This window comes from Mycobacterium sp. 050128 (genome assembly GCF_036409155.1).
Classification (GTDB): Bacteria; Actinomycetota; Actinomycetes; order Mycobacteriales; family Mycobacteriaceae; genus Mycobacterium.
Map to the genome: position 1 here is coordinate 2,510,656 of NZ_JAZGLW010000001.1, position 20,595 is coordinate 2,531,250.

15 protein-coding genes and 1 tRNA gene are annotated in these 20,595 nt (G+C 65.4%); 5 read left to right on the plus strand and 11 right to left on the minus strand.

Translation table 11 applies throughout. The features are described 5' to 3' along the window. The 3 genes from SKC41_RS12185 to SKC41_RS12195 all read right to left on the minus strand — a co-directional run bounded on the left by SKC41_RS12185 (position 1) and on the right by SKC41_RS12195 (position 4,455). Positions 1–1,233 carry an acetyl-CoA acetyltransferase gene (locus tag SKC41_RS12185; RefSeq protein WP_330977861.1) on the minus strand — a complete coding sequence of 411 codons (1,233 nt, stop codon included), beginning with the start codon at positions 1,231–1,233 and terminating at the stop codon, positions 1–3. A gap of 145 nt (positions 1,234–1,378) precedes the next feature. Continuing rightward, positions 1,379–2,641: a PPE family protein gene (locus SKC41_RS12190; protein WP_330978856.1), complete on the minus strand. Its 1,263-nt coding sequence runs from the start codon at positions 2,639–2,641 to the stop codon at positions 1,379–1,381. Between the two features lie 398 nt (positions 2,642–3,039). Beyond that, positions 3,040–4,455: an MFS transporter gene (locus SKC41_RS12195; protein ID WP_330977862.1), complete on the minus strand. Its 1,416-nt coding sequence runs from the start codon at positions 4,453–4,455 to the stop codon at positions 3,040–3,042. Between the two features lie 343 nt (positions 4,456–4,798). On the opposite strand from SKC41_RS12195, the gene SKC41_RS12200 reads away from it, so the two are divergent. After that, positions 4,799–6,283 carry a DUF4185 domain-containing protein gene (locus SKC41_RS12200; RefSeq protein WP_442931595.1) on the plus strand — a complete coding sequence of 495 codons (1,485 nt, stop codon included), beginning with the start codon at positions 4,799–4,801 and terminating at the stop codon, positions 6,281–6,283. Positions 6,284–6,292: 9 nt separating this feature from the next. Here SKC41_RS12200 and SKC41_RS12205 read toward each other — a convergent pair whose 3' ends face one another. Together SKC41_RS12205 and SKC41_RS12210 are read right to left on the minus strand one after the other, a co-directional pair. After that, on the minus strand, positions 6,293–6,961 hold the full coding sequence (locus SKC41_RS12205) for a response regulator transcription factor (RefSeq protein ID WP_330977864.1): 669 nt from the start codon (positions 6,959–6,961) through the stop codon (positions 6,293–6,295). Next, the gene (locus tag SKC41_RS12210) at positions 6,958–8,181 is read right to left on the minus strand and encodes a sensor histidine kinase (RefSeq protein WP_330977865.1); all 1,224 of its coding nucleotides are present in this window, start codon (positions 8,179–8,181) and stop codon (positions 6,958–6,960) included. Before SKC41_RS12210 ends, SKC41_RS12205 begins: the two co-directional genes overlap by 4 nt. 639 nt (positions 8,182–8,820) lie before the next feature. Between SKC41_RS12210 and SKC41_RS12215 the strand changes: the two genes are divergently transcribed. After that, on the plus strand, positions 8,821–11,562 hold the full coding sequence (locus tag SKC41_RS12215) for a LuxR C-terminal-related transcriptional regulator (protein ID WP_330977866.1): 2,742 nt from the start codon (positions 8,821–8,823) through the stop codon (positions 11,560–11,562). Between the two features lie 5 nt (positions 11,563–11,567). Here the strand turns inward: SKC41_RS12215 and SKC41_RS12220 are convergent, their stop codons facing one another. Next, positions 11,568–12,797: a sensor domain-containing phosphodiesterase gene (locus tag SKC41_RS12220; RefSeq protein WP_330977867.1), complete on the minus strand. Its 1,230-nt coding sequence runs from the start codon at positions 12,795–12,797 to the stop codon at positions 11,568–11,570. 340 nt (positions 12,798–13,137) lie between these two features. On the opposite strand from SKC41_RS12220, the gene SKC41_RS12225 reads away from it, so the two are divergent. Next, on the plus strand, positions 13,138–14,214 hold the full coding sequence (locus SKC41_RS12225) for a GGDEF domain-containing protein (RefSeq protein ID WP_330977868.1): 1,077 nt from the start codon (positions 13,138–13,140) through the stop codon (positions 14,212–14,214). 144 nt (positions 14,215–14,358) lie between these two features. On the opposite strand, the gene SKC41_RS12230 is transcribed toward SKC41_RS12225, so the two are convergent. Next, positions 14,359–14,754, minus strand: a complete 396-nt coding sequence (locus SKC41_RS12230; RefSeq protein ID WP_330978857.1) for a MarR family winged helix-turn-helix transcriptional regulator — start codon at positions 14,752–14,754, stop codon at positions 14,359–14,361. 93 nt (positions 14,755–14,847) lie between these two features. On the opposite strand from SKC41_RS12230, the gene SKC41_RS12235 reads away from it, so the two are divergent. Further along, complete coding sequence (locus SKC41_RS12235) at positions 14,848–15,486, plus strand: TIGR03086 family metal-binding protein (RefSeq protein WP_330977869.1); 639 nt, start codon at positions 14,848–14,850, stop codon at positions 15,484–15,486. Positions 15,487–15,718: 232 nt separating this feature from the next. Further along, positions 15,719–16,747, plus strand: a complete 1,029-nt coding sequence (locus SKC41_RS12240; RefSeq protein ID WP_330977870.1) for a fused (3R)-hydroxyacyl-ACP dehydratase subunits HadA/HadB — start codon at positions 15,719–15,721, stop codon at positions 16,745–16,747. Between the two features lie 208 nt (positions 16,748–16,955). On the opposite strand, the gene SKC41_RS12245 is transcribed toward SKC41_RS12240, so the two are convergent. The 4 genes from SKC41_RS12245 to SKC41_RS12260 all read right to left on the minus strand — a co-directional run bounded on the left by SKC41_RS12245 (position 16,956) and on the right by SKC41_RS12260 (position 20,567). Beyond that, positions 16,956–17,642 (minus strand): hypothetical protein, encoded by a 687-nt coding sequence (locus SKC41_RS12245; protein ID WP_330977871.1) that lies wholly within the window; start codon positions 17,640–17,642, stop codon positions 16,956–16,958. Positions 17,643–17,903: 261 nt separating this feature from the next. Next, a tRNA-Arg gene (locus SKC41_RS12250) sits at positions 17,904–17,979 on the minus strand. A 210-nt stretch (positions 17,980–18,189) separates the two neighbouring features. Continuing rightward, positions 18,190–19,617, minus strand: coding sequence for a hypothetical protein (locus SKC41_RS12255; protein WP_023363492.1), 1,428 nt, complete (start codon positions 19,615–19,617; stop codon positions 18,190–18,192). After that, positions 19,614–20,567 (minus strand): site-specific integrase, encoded by a 954-nt coding sequence (locus SKC41_RS12260; protein ID WP_225332378.1) that lies wholly within the window; start codon positions 20,565–20,567, stop codon positions 19,614–19,616. The genes SKC41_RS12255 and SKC41_RS12260 overlap by 4 nt, the downstream gene beginning before the upstream one ends. Positions 20,568–20,595 lie beyond the last annotated feature (28 nt).

The following is a 20,595-nucleotide window of genomic DNA, read 5'->3' on the forward strand; positions in this document are numbered from 1 at the left end:
TCATGCGCCTTTGGTTGTGCCCACCACGAAGCTGACCGTCGTGGCGGTGCTGCCGCCAAAGTTCAACGTTCCGAAGGTCTTTGCGTCCTCGACCTGATAGTCGCCGGCCCCGCCGCTGACTTGTTTGGCCGCGTCCAGCAGCATTCGCACGCCGGAGGCCCCAACCGGGTGTCCACCGCCGATCAGCCCACCGCTGGGGTTGATCGGGAGCCGCCCCCCGATCTCGATCTCCCCGTTTTCGATGGCCTTCCACGCTTCGCCCGGTCCGGTCAGCCCGATGTGGTCGATGGCCAGATACTCGCTGGGCGTGAAGCAGTCGTGCACCTCGAACCCGTCGATGTCGTCGAGGGCAACCTGTGCGCGGCGCAACGCGTCGAGCACCGCCGAGCGCACGTGCGGGAGCACGTAGGGGTCCCCATTGTCTTGACGGGCGGCCCGGTCGAGTTTCTGCTGCAGCCCCAGCCCAACGGTGCGATGCCCCCAGCCCTCGATGCGGCCGATGGGGCGCGCGTCGGGATGGTCGCGCAGATAGGAGTCGTTGACCAAGACCAATCCCGCACCGCCGTCGGTCATTTGGCTGCAGTCGTAGCGGCGCAGTCGACCTTCGGTGACCGGGTTGGTCGTGTCGTCGGCGGTGATCGGGTCGGGGATGCTCCATTCGCGGGTCTGAGCGTTGGGGTTGCGCCGCGCGTTGGCGAAGTTGAGCTGCGCGATGGCCCGCAGATGGTTGTCGTCCAAGCCGTAGCGCCGGTCGTACTCGTCGGCGACCCGTGCGAACATCGACGGCCACAGGTAGCGCGCGTCGGCTCCCTCGTGTCCGGTCCACGCGGCGGCACCCAGATACACGGCGGCGATGTCGCCGGGCACGGGTTTCTCCAACTCGATCCCGACCACCAGCGCGGTGTCGTAGGCGCCGGAGCGCAGGTCGGCGATCGCTGACAGCGCCGCGACACTGCCGGATGCGCAGGCGGCCTCGTGCCGCGACGCCGGGGTGTCCCAGAGCCCGTCACACACCGTCGCCGGCATCGCGCCGAGGTGGCCCTGGCTGGCGAACATCTCGCCGAAGGCATTCGCGACGTGGACTACGCCGATGTCCGCGGCGTCCATCTTGGCCGCGGTGAGGGTGCCGTCGACCACCTCTTCGGTCAACGCCGCGTAGTCGCGGTTCTCCTTCGTGAGGTTGCGAGCGAAATCGCTCTGGTAACCGCCGAGAATCCAGACACCGTCGTCCATAGCTGTACGCTACTACGACCAGCGTGACGCCCATGAATAATTTCGCTGTGCCGGGGCGCGTGGTGCCCGATCGGCGACACTATGACTGGCGGGACGGGTTGCACGACTTTGCAATTCAGCTGCAACAGCTTCAGATCGGCCGGGTTCAGGGCGCTGGCGGTTTCTGTATCACCACCACCGTGGGTTTGCGTTCCGGCTGTGCGGGGGCGTCGGTGTTCTTGCGGTTGCCGGTACTGCTGCCCGTTGCGCGTGCGGCCCAATTCGCCAGCGCCATCCCGCTGAGCAGGCTTGCCGCGTTGCCGTCGAATGACGTCGAGTCCGTGACGGGGCTGACGCTGGGCAGTGCTTCTACGGCAAGCTGTATCTCCGGAGCGGCGGTGGTCCAGCCGTGCGGCACCGACAACGCGCCCACCATGCTCGCGTGGCCGACGCCTGCGTACACGGGTCCGGTTGTTCCCCCCGGGCCCACCGCCCCCAGCGCTTCCGTCGAATTCACCGTATTGCCCTGAGTCGGGCTCACGCCGCCACCATCAGAAGTGCCGTTGCCGGTGCCATTGCAGCTGCCGGGAGACTGCCACGGTCGCGTGGTGTTGGTTATCGCCAAGGCGAGGCTGCCGGTGGCGGCGGCGGCAATGTAAAGGGCGACCGCATCCAAATCACCTATTGGGGTGGAGATTTGAAGGGCGGAGGCGGACAGTGGCAGGTTGACGTTCGGCGCGAGGCTCGTTAGCCCGGAGGCCAGCGGATCTGACGGCGTGGACATCGCAGATGAACCGTTTAGCACCGAACCTGGGAACATCTCCGCGACCGTTTCTGCTTGGGTGTCGGTCGCTTCGCCTGCCGCCCGGGCGACTGCCGCAGCTTGGGCCGCTGGTCCACCCGGCTCGGTGTTTTGCGTCGGTGGGGGAAACGGCGTCAACTCCGACGCGGCAGCCGACACCCCCGCATATCCGTACATCGCAGCGGCATCCTGTGCCCACATCTCCGCATACTCGGCCTGAATGGCCTCGATCGCTGCGGTGTTCTGCCCCAGAATGTTCGTCGCGACGAGCAACGTCAACTGGCTGCGGTTCGTTGCGACGAGCGTCGGCGGCACCGTCATCGCAAACGCCGATTCAAACGCCGCCGCGGCTGTCCTGGCCTGTGCAGCCGTTTGCCGCGCGAGCGCCGCCGCAGCAGCCAGCCAGCTCACATATGGAGCGGCCGCGGCTGCCATCGCCGATGACGCGGGACCCACCCATGGCTCGACGGTCAGCGCTGAGATCACCTGCCCGTACGAAGTCGCGGCCGTACTCAGTTCGGCGGCCAAATCATCCCACGCGGCCGCCGCGGCGAGCATCGAATCCGAGCCCGGACCTGCATACATTCGACCCGAATTGACGTCGGGTGGCAACACGCCGAAATCCACCGCAGCAGGCTCCTTAGCTGCCACGATCCGGCCCTTGCACTCGATCAGCTGTCCGCCCGGCAAACCTTCAAGTGGCCTTATTTGTGATAGAGACTCCCGATCGTCCGCGAGGACACTCGGTAGCTGGAGGGTAATTGGTTGGGTGCGGGCGGGGCCGGGGTTTGGCGATCAACACCAGATGTTCAGAGGATTTGCCCCGGAAATGGCGGACCCGTCGGCTCTCGGGCTGAACCGACGGGACCTAGATGGGCGCGTAGGCCGGCCGACGCGCACACCCTGTTGGGGCATTACCATCCCCGGGCCGGGGCAAACATGGCAAAAAGCTCGCACCGAGGTTGGCTGAGCCGCGTCTGACCTATGTGAACGAGGATATCCCCTGCTCACCGGCGCATTGCGCCCTAGACGGTGCCCCCGACAAGCTCGGTCGGTTCGGGCCCCTCCGGAGGCCGAGCAGACCGACCCGCCGGAGCCTGAGCGTCGGCGCGATCCACCTCGGCAAGGTCGATGCCCTTCGTCTCGCGGGCGGCGACGGCGGCCACGGCGCTCACCGCGGCGGCGCCCGCCAGATACCAGGCGATGGGCACTGCCGAGTTGTAGATCTCGAGCAGTCGAACCGCAATGATCGGCGCGAGTGACCCGGCCACGATGGACGTCACCTGGTATCCCAGCGACACGCCCGAATACCGCATCCGGGTCGGGAACATCTCGGCCATGGCTGACGGCTGAACCGCATACATCACCCCGTGGAACACCAGACCGATGACGACCGCGGACATGATGACCGCGTTGTGGCCGCTGTTCATCATCGGGAAGGCGAAGAAGCCCCAGGTGGCGGTCGCGACAGCACCGGCGAAATAGACTGGGCGCCTACCGAATCGATCGCTGAGGTGCCCGAAAAAGGGAATGACCGCGAAATGCGCGGCGTGCGCGACCAACAGCCACCACAAGATCGTTTTGGTGTTCGCGTGCACATGCACCTTGAGATACGTGATGGAGAAGGTGACCACCAGGTAGTACATGATGTTTTCGCCCACCCGTAGTCCCATTGCGGTGAAAATGCCACGCGGGTAACGCTTTATCACCTCGAGGACGCCGGCCCGAGTCGATTTGGCGCGCTCCGCCTCGCGCTGCGCCTCGAGGAAGATCGGGGCGTCGGTGACCTTGGTGCGGATGTAGTAGCCGATCAAGACGACGACCGCGGATAGCCAGAAGGCCACCCGCCAGCCCCAGCTGAGGAACTCCGCGTCCGACAGGGTCGAGGTGAGAACCAGCAGCACCGCGGTGGCCAGCATATTGCCGCCCGGCACCCCGGCCTGCGGCCAACTCGCCCAGAAGCCGCGGCTGGCGTTCGGGCTGTGCTCGGCGACAAGCAGAACCGCGCCACCCCACTCACCGCCGACGGCGAAGCCCTGGATGAACCGCAGCGTCACCAACAGCGCCGGGGCCCAGTATCCGATCTGAGCGAAGGTGGGCAGGCAACCCATCAGGAAGGTGGAGGCACCGACCAGCACCAGGCTCAGCTGCAGCAGCTTCTTGCGTCCGTACCGATCCCCGAGTTGGCCGAAGACGATGCCGCCCAGGGGGCGCGCCGCAAACCCGACGGCGTAGGTCACAAAGGCGGCCAGGATGGCGTCAAGGTCGTTGCCGCCCTTCGCGAAGAAGACTTTGCCGAACACCAGGGTGGCCGCGGTGCCGTAGAGGAAGAATTCGTACCATTCGACGACGGTGCCGGCCATGGACGCCGCGACCACTCGGCTAAGGTAAGCGCGTCCGGTTCCGAATCGTTTGGGCTGCAACCCGTTACCTGTGCTCACCGCTCGCCCTCCTTGGCGGACTGCCCACCCGCGACGACGGGTTTGCTGCGCATGGGAGCGTACCCGGACTGGCCTGGCAACGCAGGTTGTCCATGGCATTTGTTCCGCGCGCCCTCAGGATTCTGTGGCGTGGCTGCCCTGCGGGAGGAGAACGGGCGCCTAGCAAATCCGCCTGGGAATGGCTTGAAAGCCGGGTTTCGACACGGTCACGGATGCATACCTATTAGCTGATCACTGGTCACACGAGCCCCTTAAATCACTATCGTCACATGAGCCAACTGCGTACGTCAATGTGGCGTCTCGCTCCTGGAAAGGTATGACTTTGTCGGGGATTCTTCGGACCATGTCGCTAGCGCTGGTGCCGGTGGCCGCTATCGCTTACATCGTCGCGGCAGGCCCCGCGCCGTCAGCAAACGCCACACCATGCGGTGCGCCCGACGCGAACATCGAGCCCCCCGCGCAGGCGCCGATACCCGCGCCTCAGCCGGTCGTCCAGCCGCCGACCGGGCGACGGCCCTCGCACACGAATGACCAGGCGCCGCTGCCCAAGTTGGGCCCGCTGATCTCCTCCTTCCTCAAGCCGACCACCGGCGGCGGCCAGCGATACTCGGCACCGATGGTTCCGCAGGCGGGGGTGGTGCCGCCGCCGGCGCCGAACCCGCCGGTGCCCGGGCTGCCGCAGTCACCGAATGCGGCGCCGTTACGGCCGAACGCGGCCCCCCCGGCTCCGCCGGCCGCAGCACCGCAGCCGGCGCCCGACGCGGCAGCGCCGCCGGCTCAGATCGCCGGAGCGCCGACGTCGCTGGTCGACTGGGTGACCGGGCCCAACGGACCGAACAAGACCTTGCAACGTTTCGGCATTTCCGGGACGGACCTCGGGATCATCTGGGACAACGGCGATCCCGCCAACCGCCAGGCCTTGATGGCCTTCGGTGACACCTTCGGCTACTGCAAGGTTCGCGGGCAGCAATGGCGGTACAACGTGCTGTTCCGCAGTGGCGACCACGATCTGTCGCAGGGAATCCACATCGCCGACGGTGTGCCCAACAACAACTACTCCGGCTCCCCGGTCTGGTCCAACGGCCTTTCCAAGCAGGTCGTCAACACCATCCATAAGGCGAGCCACGAAACGGGCATCATTCCGACGTCGGCCATGTCGCTAGGCCGCACGCAGTACATGAGCTACATGTCGATTCGGCAGTGGGGTCGCGACGGCGAATGGTCAACGAACTATTCGGCCATCGCGAGATCCAACGACAACGGCCAGAACTGGGGGATCTTCCCCGGCTCGATCCGCACGTCTTCGCCCGACACCGTGCCCGGCGCCGGGTACACCCCCGGCAACGAGAACTTCCAAATGGGCGCGTTCATGAAGGGGCAGGACGGCTACATCTACAACTTCGGCACGCCGTCGGGACGAGGTGGTGCGGCATACCTGTCGCGTGTTCCCCCGGCTCAGCTGCCGGACCTGAGCAAGTACCAATACTGGAACGGCGACAACGGCGGACACTGGGTCGCGGCCAATCCCGGTGCGGCGACACCTCTTTGGCCCGGGCCGGTCGGCGAGATGTCGGCCCAGTACAACAGCTACCTGAAGCAATACCTGGTGCTGTACACCAACGGCGGCAGTAACGACGTCGTGGCACGGACCGCGCCGACGCCGACGGGACCGTGGAGTGGGGAGCAGCCGCTCGTGTCGTCGTTCCAGATGCCCGGTGGCATCTACGCGCCGATGATCCACCCTTGGTCGTCGGGTCGGGACCTGTACTTCAACCTGTCGCTGTGGTCCGCGTACGACGTGATGTTGATGCACACGGTGCTGCCGTAGGTCATCCCGTCAGGACGGGGCGATGATGCGGTGTTCGTAGGCGAAGACGATCGCGGCGGCGCGGTCGCGCAACCCGAGCTTGGTGAAGATGCGACCGATGTGCGTCTTGACCGTGAGGCCCGAGATGAATAGCGCGTCGGCGATCTCGGCGTTGGTGTGCCCCTTGGCAATCAGTGTGAGTACATCGCGCTCGCGAGGCGTGAGCTCGTCGATCGATACGGCCGGGACCGCCGATGGTGCGGCAGTCGCGCGATAGGTGGTCAGTACCCGTCCGGTGATGGCCGGATCGAGGTAACTGTGGCCGTTGCCGACGGCCCGAACGGCGCGGATGAGTTCCTCGGCCGGTGACTCCTTCAGCACGAAACCCGCTGCCCCGGCGCGCAATACACCGGATAGCAGCTCGTCGTCGTTGAACGTGGTCAGCGCGAGCACCGGTGGGCCGCCGGACTCGGTCAGACGCCGGGTCGCCTCGATCCCGTCGACGCGTTTCATGCGCAGATCCATCACCACGACATCGGGTCGATGGAGCGCCACCGCGTCGGGAACCTGGTCGCCGTCCGAACATTCGCCGACCACGACGATGCCGTGCTTGGCGCGCAGGATCAACGACAGGCCCGAGCGGACCAACTCCTGATCGTCGACGATCAGGGCATTCACCAGGGCTTTGTCGTCGTTCACGATGCCGGTATCCGCGTCGGTGGGTCGGATTCGTGGGCGCCCGACGGCACGCTGGCATGCACCGACCACCCATATCGGCTGGGGCCGAAATTGATTGTGCCGCCCAATTGTTCGATGCGCTGCGTCATCCCATGCAATCCGCGCCCTGGCTCGACGGGCCGTTCGGCGGCTGCGGCGGGGAGCTCGTTGATGACGTTCAGGGTCGCCGCGGTGCGCGATACGGTCAGCGTGATCCTTGTCGCCGCGTCGGGCGCATGCTTGGCGACGTTGGCCAGCGACTCCTGGGCGATCCGGTACAACGCGAGTCCCGCGGCCGCCGAGATGTCGTCGAGTGATCCGCTGACTCCCAAGCTGACATTCAGCCCGGCGCGGCTGAAATCCTCGACCAGGGTAGGGATATCGGTGATGACCGGTTCCGGGGTGAGTCCCATGGTTTCGGCATCGAGTAATCCGACGGTACGTCGGATGTCCGCCATCGCCTGTCGCCCCAGGTGTTCGGCGCGCTGCAGAGCGCGAACGGAGTCCTCGTCGACGCCGTCGTGCTCGAGCGCGTGGCGCGCTCCCGTCAAGTGCAGCAGCGTGACGCTGAGCGAATGTGCGATGACGTCGTGCACTTCCCGGGCGATGCGCCGGCGTTCGTCGGCTGCGGCGTGCTGAGCCAGCTGGTCCTGCATCTGGCCCTGTTTGGTCAGGAGGTCTTGCTGGGTGCGCATCAGATAGCCGACGAGCCAGCCGATTGCGACGAAAGCCAGATACAGCGCCGGGGTGTTCAGGCGGTGCATGGCTGCCGCGCACCCCAGCAGGGCGGCCGCGGAAGCAGCGGCCAGCGCGCCGCCCCGTACCGAGGTGATGGCGCTGACCATGCCGACGGTCAGGGTCAGCATCAGCGGAGCGAAATCACCGGTAATCGCTGTGGGAGTGGCGAACAGCAGGATCGCGGTCCCCACCATGAACGCCGCCCACAGCGTGGGGCCCTCGTGCCTGTTGACGATGCCGCTGAGATCGAAAGAGAAGAACACGATCTCGGGGCTGAACGCGATCACCATCGCGATCACCACGATCGGCCACTCAGAAGCGGGACGCTGCAGGGCCGCGATGCTGCCCACCACGACCATCATCGCGTCGAAACCGGCGACGACGGTCATGCTGAAGCCGTAGGGCAGCAACTGTTCTTTCCGTCGCGCCCAGGTTTGTACGCGGCGCTTCAGCGCGTCCGGCATGGCCTGATCGTAAAGGGCGCGAGGGTCGTTGGCATCACCCCGGGGCAGGCATCGATGTCCTACCCCGGTAGTACGTCCCAACCTGTCACAGTCGGTACATCTCGCGAGACATCGCCGCGTCCTCGATGAAAGCTTCGCGGCGCGGGTGGTGGTAGCGCTGCTGGGGTTGCATGCGCGGCGCCCGGGTCCGAAATGCACTGCGGACAGCCTCGCGGGCTCCTACCGCCAAGTCCGCGAGTAGGCGGCCAATACTGTTGCGCGGCAACGGGAAAGACCCGACGCCAACCTGGGCTGAATTCGCAGGGAGAACCACCCCGGCAAACCAGCCGGTCACCAATGCGCGTTCGACGGATGCCGGACGCCTCCACACAGCGCCGACGTCAGCCATCGGATCGCTCTTCGTGTTGTGTCATGTGTCGACGCTACGAATTTCGGCCATTCACACGCATCGTGCTCAGGTTCGATCTTGATCTGCGACCGTGGTAGGAGCCTGCGGCTGTCCGCGCGCGACCGCGGTATCACCCGATCCGAAAGTCCCAGGTCTGGCAAAGGGAGGGCAGTTGGGATAAGTATGTGGTGGGGGATCGGATAAGCTGCCGCGCTGCATTGTGGGCAGGCCCTCGAGGGGAGGCGTATTCGATGCAGACCAACACGCGCTCCGCACGGATCGTCGCCACCAGGATCCAACCGCCCACCTACTTCGGCAAGCTCGTCGCCCGCGACCGCCTGATCGACCTGCTGCGCGCCAACCGCAGCAAGCGCTTGGCCTTGATCCACGCACCGGCCGGATTCGGCAAGACCACCCTGGCGATGCAATGGCAGCGCGAATTGCGTGTCGAAGGCGTTCCGACGGCATGGATCAGTCTCGACCGCGACGACAACGACGTCTTTTCCTTCCTGCGCTGCCTCATCGAGGCGGCGCGTCGCGTCGAGCCCACGGTCGGCGCCGAACTGGCCGATCTCCTCGAACAGCAGTCGCGCGACGCGCAGCGTTACGTGCTGGCCGAGCTGGTCAACCAGGTCGCGGAATACCGTCTGCCCGTGGCGATTGTGCTCGACGACTGGCATCTGATCGACAACCCCGAGACGATCGCGGCGCTGGAATTCCTGCTCGACGTCGGCCCGGACAACCTGCACCTGATCGTGACCAGCCGAACCCGCACCCCGGCGATCGGCAAGCTCAAGGTGCGCGACCAGGTGAGCGAAATCGACGCGACGCATTTGCGTTTCGACCAACGCGAATCCGCGGCATTCCTGCTCGAACTCAACGAGCTGGAGCTCGACGGCGACGACGTGCTGCGGCTGTGGTCCAGCACCGACGGCTGGATCGCCGCACTGCAACTGGCCACCCTGTCGCTGCGCAACACCAAGGATGCCTCGGCGCTGATCAGCGGCTTCTCCGGCCGCCACCACTCGATCGGCGACTATCTGGCCGAGAATGTGCTGGACGCTCTGCCCAGCGAACTGCTCGACTTTCTGCTGACCACCTCGATCTGCGATCGACTGTGCGGCGGCCTCGCGGCGGCCGTCAGCGGCCAGCCTCGCGGACAGGCCATCCTCGAAGAGCTCGAACGCCGCGACATGTTCCTGATGCCACTCGACGACAACCGCGAGTGGTTTCGCTACCACCACCTCTTCGGCGGATACCTGCGCCAGCGTCTGCAGCGCGATCATGCCGACCGGATCGTGGACCTGCACCGGACCGGGTCGGCCTGGTTCTCCGAGCAGGGACTGCTCAGTGAGGCGGTCACGCACACGCTGGCCGCGGGCGACCAGACCGAGGCCGTCGATCTGGTGGAACAGCAGGCCATGTACCTCGTCGAGCACAGCCGGATGGCCAGCCTGCTCGGGCTGGTGAACAGGCTGCCGAAGGACCTGGTGTCGACCAGGCCGACACTGCAGATCGCGGTCGCGTGGGCGAATTGTCTGCTGCAGCGGGCCGAGGACGCGCAGATCGCACTGGATCACGTCCGCGCCGCCCTGGATGGGGCAACCGATGCGGCGGCCGCCGAGATCCTCGGCGAGGCCGACGTCGTGCAGGCGTGTACCGACGTCTACCGCGACCGCATCGACCGCGCCGCGGCTCTGGTTGCGCCCTGCATCGTGGACAAGCCGACCTGCCGGCCGTTCTTGGTGGCGGTCTCGTCGAACATCTGCACTTTCGTCGACATCCATACCTTCGCCTACGACAGGGCGCTCTCGCGCCAACGGTGGGCCAACCCATTTCACGAAATGGCCAGCGGCCCCTTTGCCGGCGTGTACGGACGATGCTTCGCCGGGCTGGCAGCGTTCGCCCAGCTCGATCTGGACACCGCCGAACAGTGCTACGTCGAGGCTCGTGATCTGGCGCGGAGCATGGCCGGCGAGCATTCCCACGCGGCGCGGCTGGCGGGCGCATTGGTAGGTCGGCTGTGTTACGAGCGCGGCGAAATCGACGCGGCCGAAACGCTTTTGGAGGAATGTCACGAGCTCGGGGCGGAAAGCGGCGTCCCCGACTTCATGATCGCGACTTATAGCACCCTGGCGCGCATCAAGGTGCTGCGTGGCGACATCGACGACGCTTATTCCTTACTCGACGAGGGATATCAAGCGGCACAACTACTCTCGCTGCCAAGATTATCTGCCGCCCTCGACTGCGCGCGCCTGAGCCTGCATGTGGCAGCGGGCGACATCGACCGGGCGCAGGACGTCCTCGACCGCCAGGACACCGAATTGCCGTCGGGTGCGAACAGCATCGCCATGGCCGTGCGGCACTACCGGCTGGTGATGCGGGCGCAGATTCTCAGCGCACACGGCAATCACGACGCCGCGATCGATCTGCTGTCTACGATCCGGCAGGACAACCGTGACGCGGGCGCGCGCTACGCCGAAGTTGCCAGCACCGTGGCCCTTTCCAGGGCACTGGCTCTGGCGGGCGATGCGTGCGCCGCTACCGAGGAGCTGGTGCCCGCCCTGATTGCCGGTGCGGACGCGGGTCTACTTCGTACGGTCGTTGACGCCGGGCCCGAGTTGCTGAATGTCATTGTCGGCCTTCGGGAAGCCAACCGGACCGGTCGGCGGGACGCCGAACTGCCGGAGGTGCCGGCCGAATACCTGTCATTGCTGCTGACCACCGCCCACTCCGACGCCCACAAGGCGGCGATTCGGATGATCGGCCTTCCCGGGGAACGCAACTCCTTGCCCGAGGAAGGGCTCAGCGGCCGTGAAGTGGAAATCCTGCGCCTGCTGGAACGCGGCATGACAAACAAGCAGATCGCCCGCAATCTCGGCGTCACGATCAACACCGTCAAGTGGTACCTCAAGGGCCTCTACGTCAAGCTCGGTGTCGCGCGACGCGGCGAATCAATCGCGGAGGCGCGTCGACGCCAAATCCTGCCCTGATCGGATCACTCGAGCCGGTCGAGCAGGCTTCGCGCTGCCGCCGTGACGCGGGCCCGGTCGAAGGTGATCGACATCTCGTAACGGCGATCTTCATCTGAGTCCGGCCCGCATCCGGCGAAGGCGCGTTCGCGTGCGATCAGCGCCGCAGCAGTGTCGGGCCCGAGCACCAAGACGGCGGACTCTTGCGTCAACGGATCGTCCGGGTCGAGCCGCACCTGCCGGACTCGCGGTCCCAGCTCTTCGGGCAGATGCTGGCCGAAAACCGCCACCAGCGGCGATCTTTCGGCGAGTTTCGAGAGGTTTTGTTGTGACATCTGATGAATGTCGCGGGTGTCTTTCAGCGTGAAGAGAATCATCGGCGCGGTTTCGGCGGTGACGGCTATTCGGCCGAGGTGTCGGGCGAGTTCGGTGACGGTGTCCTTGCGGACGATCCGCGTCGTCGGAATGGATTCTGCCAGGCCAAGTTTCGCCGGGTCGACCTTCGTCGGTGCTGGCTGCATCTTTCGTGCCGGCCACGAGAACGCCCGTGGCGTGCTCGGAAGCTCTGCAGGGCCGCCGAACCGCATACCCTGACCGAGCGTGGCGCCATACGCCAATGCCTGTTCCAGATGGTCCTCGGTTTCGATACCTTCCGCGCAGATCACGGCACCGGTCCGCTCGTGGTGCGCGGTGATGGCCGCGACGGTGCGCGCCTGCATTCGATCCGGCTGGTGATGTATCAAGCCCATGTCGAGCTTCAAGATTTCGGGCGTCAGCACGTCGAGCAACACCAGCGAATCGGGGTGTGAGCCGATGTCGTCGAGCGCGATCGCAAATCCCAGCGAACGCAGCGCCGCGACCTTGCGCAGCAGTGCACGCGGATTGGTCAACAATCCGCGCTCGGTGACCTCGAACGTGAGGCGGAAGCGCGCGGCGGCGTGCATAATGTCGTCATCTTGCGCCAGGTCGACGTGCGTCGTTGCGGGTTCGCAATTGATCAGCAGCAGCATTCCGGGAGTCGACGTGCCCTGCAACGCGCCTCGGGCAGCGGCACGAATGCAGGCGTCGTCCAACGTATTCAAACGGCCGGTCTGTTCGGCGCGGGCGAACACATCGATGGGCGATGGATTGTTCAGCTCTGGCCAGCGCGCCAACGCTTCGTAGCCCACGACTGTTTCGCTCGGCAGCGTCACGACCTGCTGATATGCCGACAGCAGTCCCGTACCCGTGACCGCCTCATCGAGGGCTTCGGTCATTATTGGGCCAGGTGTTGTCACGGGGCTACCTGCGCGAACGTCCAACGGTCATGAATTCAACGCTAACTCCGACCACCGCGTTTCATCGCGTCACTACCCCTTTTCCCCATACTTGCTACCCCAACGGGTGGTAAGCCTCGTACCTCCTCGTAGGGTAGACCGCGACGCGGTCCCCGGTTTACTTGCTAGCGCACCTACCGGCTACTCCGCTAGGTGGCGCCACTTGAGTGATGAATGCGGTTTTCCGAAATGCGGCAACAATGTCTTAGGTATTTAATTCTTCACGTGGCAATTCCGGCGCGCGATGTTGCATCACCCGATTCGGATGAGCAGGTCGGTAATGCAGCAATCTGATCACTATGACCTGCTCAGCGCCTATTTGAAAAACCGCGATCTGCAGAAGGTCTGGCAAAGATCAAATTTCCTCGTTATCGCCGCGCAGAGCGCGCTGCCGATGATCATGCTGTGGAGCCCCACCGGACCCACCCAGCCGATTTTGCGGGCGATTTCGGTCACGATATCGGTGCTGGGGGTGGTCGGCGCGACCCTGTGGTTGTTCCATTGGCCTACCCGACGTCAATCGATCCTGTTCGCGTTTTCGGCAATGGCGGCCATTGCCGTCGCATCTCTGTGCTTGTCCAATCCTTATACCGGGCTGATGGGATGCACGGTTTTCGCCATTCTCGGTGGCTTCATCGCGTACTTCCACTCGCTTCGTCTGGTGCTCACCAACTTCGTCGTGGCCGTGATTTGCGCGGCGATCTTGGCGCATCGATTTATCACCGCCGACGGCGACGTAGCCCTGATCAGCGCCGGACTGATTTCCGTCGCGGTGCTCAATCTCGGTGTGCCCTTTGGCATTCTGTCGCTGATGCATACCCTGCGCAACGACCTGCGCAGCACCGACCGCGATTCACTCACCGGCCTGCACAACCGGCGTTCGTTCTACAACGCGGTGTCGGAGCTGATGGCATTGCACGGCCGGACGCCGGGCAGCTATCTGGTGACGGTGGTCATCGACTTGGACAACTTCAAGCAGATCAACGACACCCAGGGGCATGCGGTCGGCGACCAGGCGTTGGTCGCGGTCGGCTCGGCGCTCGAACAAAACTGCCGGCCCGCAGCGGTGATTGCTCGGGTCGGCGGCGAGGAATTCGTCGTTGTCGACACCGCCACCACACCGCAGCACGCCACCATGACCGAACGGCTCCGCCAAGCGGTCGCCGACCTTCCGTTCTCGATCACCGCCAGCATCGGGACTTCCGCGATCGCACTTGCTGAGCTTCCGGTGATTGCCGACATGCAAGTGATCGATGATTTGATCGGCAGCGCCGACGCCGCGATGTACGAGGCCAAGCGCGCCGGAGGCAATCGGGTCCGTCACTGCCCGGAATTGATGCGCGCCGTGCATCAGTGAAGACCAATCCTTCGCGTGGTGCGAGTGCAGACTCGCACCACGATCGCAATTCCGTTGCGGCACAACGCATATGAGCGCTTCGCTGGGGTGTGAAACCCCTACTCGCCTGCGCTTTCCGGTGGGCAAATATTTCGCGTCCCCGCGTCATCCCCAATTGCGGGGAGTCAGCCGCTCGAGGGACCGCAGGAAGATCCTTCGCTCGTCGGCGCTGAGTTCGCCGAGCCAGCGCTCTTCGCCGCGCTGGATTTCGCTCTGCACGGCGTCTTTGACGCGCCGACCGGCTTCGGTGATGGCGAGCAACCGCACTCTGCGATCGTCCGGGTCGGGCCGTCGTTCGATGTAGCCGTCGTCCTGCAGGTCATCGAGGGTGCGAATAATCCGGGTCTTATCGGCGCCGATCGCCGCGGCCAGCGCGGCTTGGGTACGCATCGACGACCGATCTAGCGCCAGTAAGACGCCGTAGCCCCACATCGTCACGCCGTGCGCCGCAAGGACCAGCTCCTCTGCCGCGACCAGCTCGCGCAGCAGCGGCGCCAGCATCGCGGCCAGGTCAGGGCGCCGGTCCGGCGATTTCGCAGCCACCGCGCCATGATAGGCATTGCGCTATTGTAAGCGCATGCATATCATATACCCATGCTTACTAATTCATCTGACATCCGGCCGCTGCATCGCATCGCGGTGTTGCACTCAATCGACGTCGTCAACGCCGTCGCTGGTGCCGACTTCGCCAAGCCGACGCCCTGTGGAGATTGGACGCTGCTGGACCTTCTCGCCCATATGACCGTCCAACATCGCGGATTCGCCGCGGCGGCACGAGGCGCCGGTGCGGATCTCGAGAACTGGAATGCGGATGCCGTCGTCGAGGCGGTGAGGGCCGATCACGCGCGCGTCTATGCCGACGCCGCCCTCGACGTGATCGACGCCTTCGCCGCAGATGGCAGGCCCGAGGCGGTTTTCAGGCTGCCCGAGTTCGGCGAGGGCGCTGCGGTACCCGGCGCGATGGCGATGGGCTTTCATTTCGTGGACTACGTCGTCCACGGCTGGGATGTCGCCGCATCGCTGGGCCTGCGCTACGAGCTACCCGCCGACGTCATTGCCGCCGCGCTGCCCCTTGTGCTGGCCGTGCCTGACGGCGAATTCCGCAGCGGCCAGGGTGCGCCGTTCGGGCCCGCTCTGGAGGCGTCCGGCGGCGACGATTTCGACCGCATTCTGCGCCATCTCGGCCGTCGACCGGATTGGGCGCAGCGGCACGCGGCGGTCACCGGGGCGTGATCGCCGCCGCCGACCCGTAATGAATATCCCGGTGCTAGAAGAGATTTAGTTTGACGCAATCGGAGAGTTGACGGATGGCCAAGGCGTCCAGTCTATTTGGCGATGCGATTTCGGGATGTCCGGTGCAGATTTATCGGCGAGGAGTATCGGTGGGTGTTGCCATGGTGTCCGCACGCTAGTGTTCTTTGGTTGGCCTCAGGGGACAACCGAATAGAACAGGTGGGGAAAACTGATGACGGCAGCAGACTCGTCGACGCTCGAATCGCGGGTCGGCCATTACTACGCGATGGAAGACGTCTACCAGGTCGGCCGCGAGAAGCTGCGCGAATTCGCGCGTGCCGTGCAGGACTATCACCCTGCGCACTGGGATGTGGCCGCTGCCGCGGAGTTGGGATATCCGGACGTGGTGGCGCCGCTGACGTTCACGTCGGCCCCGGCCATGGCGGCAAACCGGCGCCTCTTCGAATCGGTGGTCATTGGTTACGAGATGTACCTGCAGACCGAAGAGGTCTTCGAGCAGCATCGGCCGATCGTGGCCGGCGACGAACTGCACATTGACGTTGAATTGTCATCGGTGCGCAGGTTCGCCGGCCGAGACCTGATCACCGTGACCAACACCTTCACCGACACCGCCGGCGAGCGGGTGCACACCCTGCACACCACCGTCGTCGGCGTCACCGCCGAGGATGTCGATCCGGCGATCAGGGGGACCGCGCAGCAAGTGATGATGCACGACGTCAACCTCGCCGGAATCGAATACTCCGATGCGGGCTACCAGAAGACGGTGCGCCCGGCGGACGACGTTCGGATCTCCGAGGGAGGCACCGCCCGCACCCCGGGGACGCCGTCCTTCGATGACGTGAAAGTCGGCGACGAGTTACCGGTGCACCACGCCCGACTGTCCCGCGGCGACCTGGTCAACTACGCCGGGGTGGCCTGCGACGCCAACCCGCTGCACTGGGACGAGAACCTCGCCAAAATGGCGGGACAGCCCGACGTGATTGCCCACGGAATGCTCACGATAGGTTTGGGTGCCGCGTTTGCCTCCACATGGACTGGCGATCCCGGCGCGGTGACCCGGTACGGGGCGCGGCTGTCCCAACCCGTGGTCGTGTCGGCCGCCGAGGGTGCGGACATCGAGTACAGCGGCCGGATCAAGTCGTTGGATCCGGAAACCCGCAGCGGCCTCGTCATCGTCGGCGCGAAGTCGGGTGGCCGCAAGATCTTCGGTCTGGCGACGGTGCACGTCCGCTTCCGCTGAGGTGGCGGCCGTGCCCCCGGCGGTGTGGTGGCAGGTGGGCAATCTATCGCCGAAGCCGCAGCAGTCCTTTGCCCAGATACTCTCTGGTGACCCCGCTAGCACGGCCGAACAGGCTCCGCTTGGCGCTGATGCTCCGCCGGTCCCGCAGCTTGACAGTCCGTTCTGCTCCGCGTCGACGTCGCTGAATTGCGCCAGTGAATGCCGACTGTCAAGGCCAAAGTTGCCCAACCACCAGGAATGCCAGCAGCGCTGCAATCACCACCGTGTTGGACACAGCGTGTGCTGCTGCCGCTTTGACGAGGGCCCGTTCCTTCAGTTCTTCGACACGTCGGGCCGCCTCCTGGGCGCGCCCGGGGCGTTCCTGGAGCCATTCATCGAGTCGATGATGGTTCGATTCCGCGACCGCTTCGGCTTCCCGCCTGCGTTTGTCCCAGGCGGCGGCGTCGTAACCTGGTCCGGATGGATACTCGGGGTAGGGGGTTCGGACAAATTCCGGAATGTGCTTCGCTGCTTCGATTTCCGGTTTTAGCCGCTGCAACGCTTTCAGGTAGACCCGCTCAAAATAGAACCCGCTGAGCATGAGAGCGGGCCCCGCTGCCAGTGGTACGCCAGCTAGCGCGCAATGCATGAAGCCGAAGAGTAATTGGCGGCGGAGCCTGGCGGGAATGCTCCGCTTTTCGCTTCCCAGCCGAAAGGTCGCTTCCTCAGCATGCGCAAGCATCGGAACCACGAACAGTAGGCAGAGCGGAATTGCGAACGCTGCGATTTGCCACCACAGCCCGGTTTGACCGGTCTGGCCCAGCCACACGTTCGACGTCGTTCCTCCGACAAGCTTCCACCACCCGATCCACGACCAGGGCGCCAGACTGGTAAGGCCGAAAATGGTCAGCAGCACAACCAACACATTTGCGAAACCCGGCCGGCACCATCCACCAACGCACCGCACGCAGCGTCAGGACGTAGTTATGGCGATGCTCCGTCGAAGTCAGAAGCTGAACGCCGGTTACGAGGGTTGACACAGCGACCGCACCAACGACGGCCGCCGTGATCGTGGTCGACATCCCGGATCCTCCTTTGTAAAGAGAATCATCACAATGACACTGACAAGCCGCGGTTTCGCGCGCGTCCAGTGACGCAGGTTTGAATATGAGTACTTTGGTGCCCCCGGCAGGATTCGAACCTGCGACACCGGCTTTAGGAGAGCCGTGCTCTATCCCCTGAGCTACGAGGGCGGGGGACGTCTTTGGATACCTGACTAAAACCTAGCCGGTGGGAGCGCGGGGTGGTTTTCGGCGGTGTTCGTGGCGTCCTGGTGTTGTTCCCGGCGAATTAGCTGGTCGTCGGGGAGTAGCGGGTGTGAGTGTAGCGGGCGCGACGATAGCCACGCGACGCGCTGGCGTCCGTGGCCGGCCTGAGTGAGCCTCGCTGTCGTGGTGGCGGCGTTAGGCGGTTCGCTCTTCGGGGTGTCGTCGGCGGTGCAGGTAAGCCGCTATTGCGTTTCGGCCCAAAGCGAATCCGAGCATCACGGTCAACTGGCGAACCGCAGCAAAAGCGATCATCCGCCCGCCATAGAGGGTGCGGTCGAGGGTGTTGTTGAGGCTTTCGCTGTCTTCGCGCCAGCCATAGCAACGGTCGTAGACGCTGCCGCGGTCGTCGGTCTTGACGTGCTGGCGTAGGTGCTCGGCGCGGTTGTAGCCGCAGCTGCGGTCGGCGTCGGTGGTGTCGATACGCGTACGATGCACCGTGCCGCAGGATGGGGTGGCGAACTCGATGTACCAGCGGTGGCTGTCGTCGGCGTTGCCGCGCGGGTAGATCTTGGCCACCGGGCAGGGCTGCATGTGTCTGTCGCCGGCGTCGAGGATCTGGCGTTCGCAGATCCGTCCATCTTCGGTCCACAGGTCATGAACGTCGCCGCACGAGCACTCGAGTCGGGCGAATGCGGTGGGTACGCGGGTGCTGTCGTGCATCGGTGAGAGCACGGTCAACCCGAGCTTCATGGCGCGGTCGATGTGCTTGCCGCGGAACGCTCCGTCGTAGCAGACGCCGTCACACCGTACGTCGGCGTCGGCGACGACGCGGTCGATCATGTCGAGAGCGACACGAGCTTCACCGCCGTAGCCCTTGCCCGCTGGCACGGCGTCGACGTCGAGGATGACCCTGTTGTTGCGGATGGTGTCGGGGCGGGTACTGAGCATGGCGAACTTGGTGCCGTAGCGGAATTCGGTGTCGCTGTCGCCGTTTTGGGCTTCGATGCCGGCGTGCACGTGGCGTCCGCCTTGTTCGGCCCAGTGGTCGGCGGTGGCCTTGCGCACTGGTGCGGCGACAACGGTGCCATCGCCGACGACGTACTGCCCGCGCGCCGGGCTGGTGTGGGACACCCCAGCGTCTGGGTCGAGACAACCGAGTTCGCGCGCGAGCCGCCGCGCGAGCAGGCGAAACGTGTCAAGCAGCTTGTCGGTGTACTCGTCGAGTAGCCGTTGGGCGTAGTTGTGGTGCCAGCGCTGTGGTGGGCGCCGCGGCGCCCTTGGTGGCTGATGTTTGGCGGCCCGGTGGCGGATGGTGCGCCAGTAGGTGGGGTGGGCCATCGCGCGGGCGGCCTTGCTGTGCGAGCCCAGCACCCCGGCTAGGGCCTTGTGCAGCACGTGCACCCATGGGGGGTAGTGCGGACGCCGGCCCGGGGTTCCCGGCTCGTGGACGGGCAGGACCGCGGCGAGTTGATAGATGACCTCGTGGGAGGCGATCGCCTCGATGGTGTCGATCTCCAGCAGCGTGAGATCCATTGGCGTTTCGACCCGGCGCAGCTCGCGTTGCTTGATGCGTTCGGCGCCGTAGGCGCCGGCCTTTTTACGGGACCGGTCTTTGGGGTTCATAACGGGCCCGCCCGGTCATGCCAGTGGTAGCCGATGAGGGCGGCGGTGGTGTCCAGCGAGGGTGAGCCGATGAGACGCGCGGCGTCTTCGATGCGGCCGGTGCGGTCGAACTCGCGGCGCGCCGCGAAGGCGGTCAGCGATGCCGGCCGCACCCCGGAGTCGTCGGATAGCTCGGCGCGGGAGAGGATTTCGCGCACGGTCACGCACACCCGGGCCTGCTTATGTGCGTCGCTTCCGCCGGCGCCGGTGCACAACACCGGCGAGGGTTTGGGGCTGGGTAGCGGGCGGGTGAGGTGGGCGGCGCGCTCGGAAAGCACTCGCATCGACCAGCGGTCCAGCGTCAGTGTGCGGGGGCGATACTTGCTCGAGCCGTGCATCCACACGGTTGCGGCCTGTGGATCCAGATCGGCGGCGGTGATGTGTCCCAGCTCGGAGGTGTGCGCGCCGGCGAGTAGCAACGCCGCGGTCGCGGCGTGCCGAGTCGGGGCGGTGCGTTCGGAAAACAACCGCACCAGCGCGGCCTCATCCTCGGACAGTGGGCGCTGGCAGGACGACTGTCGGGCGGGGACGGCGATGTCGATAGTCGGGTCGTCCAGCGTCAGCCGCAGCCGGCGCGCGGTGCGAAAGAACGCGCGCAGCGCCGCACGGCGGTTGTGCATGGTCGCCACCGCCGCGTCCGATACGACACCGTGGCGGGTACGGCCTTTGGCCGCAACGAATTTCGCGACCAGCGCGTGATCGACTGCGGCGAGGGTGGTGACGTCGTGCACTGCGGCGAATCGGCTGAATCGGCGGATCAGCAGACCGAACTTGTCCAGCGTCTGCGCGGCCAGCACCCCATCGGCGATCCACGCACCGGTCACCGCCTGCACCGCCGCGGCCAGGCTCCCGTCAGCCATGGCCGGCCCCCACTGCAGCGGCAGCAGCAGCTGCACCCCGGGCCTCAGCATGCGGCGCCGCCGTTGATGACAGCTGGAT

What these genes read in the sequence shown, in the direction of transcription:
- SKC41_RS12185 (WP_330977861.1), bottom strand. Translation starts at nt 1,233, where the DNA reads ATGGACGACGGTGTCTGGATTCTCGGCGGTTACCAGAGCGATTTCGCT.
- SKC41_RS12200 (WP_442931595.1), top strand. Translation starts at nt 4,799, where the DNA reads ATGTCGCTAGCGCTGGTGCCGGTGGCCGCTATCGCTTACATCGTCGCG.
- SKC41_RS12210 (WP_330977865.1), bottom strand. Translation starts at nt 8,181, where the DNA reads ATGCCGGACGCGCTGAAGCGCCGCGTACAAACCTGGGCGCGACGGAAA.
- SKC41_RS12215 (WP_330977866.1), top strand. Translation starts at nt 8,821, where the DNA reads ATGCAGACCAACACGCGCTCCGCACGGATCGTCGCCACCAGGATCCAA.
- SKC41_RS12220 (WP_330977867.1), bottom strand. Translation starts at nt 12,797, where the DNA reads ATGACCGAAGCCCTCGATGAGGCGGTCACGGGTACGGGACTGCTGTCG.
- SKC41_RS12225 (WP_330977868.1), top strand. Translation starts at nt 13,138, where the DNA reads ATGCAGCAATCTGATCACTATGACCTGCTCAGCGCCTATTTGAAAAAC.
- SKC41_RS12230 (WP_330978857.1), bottom strand. Translation starts at nt 14,754, where the DNA reads ATGCTGGCGCCGCTGCTGCGCGAGCTGGTCGCGGCAGAGGAGCTGGTC.
- SKC41_RS12235 (WP_330977869.1), top strand. Translation starts at nt 14,848, where the DNA reads ATGCTTACTAATTCATCTGACATCCGGCCGCTGCATCGCATCGCGGTG.
- SKC41_RS12240 (WP_330977870.1), top strand. Translation starts at nt 15,719, where the DNA reads ATGACGGCAGCAGACTCGTCGACGCTCGAATCGCGGGTCGGCCATTAC.
- SKC41_RS12255 (WP_023363492.1), bottom strand. Translation starts at nt 19,617, where the DNA reads ATGAACCCCAAAGACCGGTCCCGTAAAAAGGCCGGCGCCTACGGCGCC.
- SKC41_RS12260 (WP_225332378.1), bottom strand. Translation starts at nt 20,567, where the DNA reads ATGCTGAGGCCCGGGGTGCAGCTGCTGCTGCCGCTGCAGTGGGGGCCG.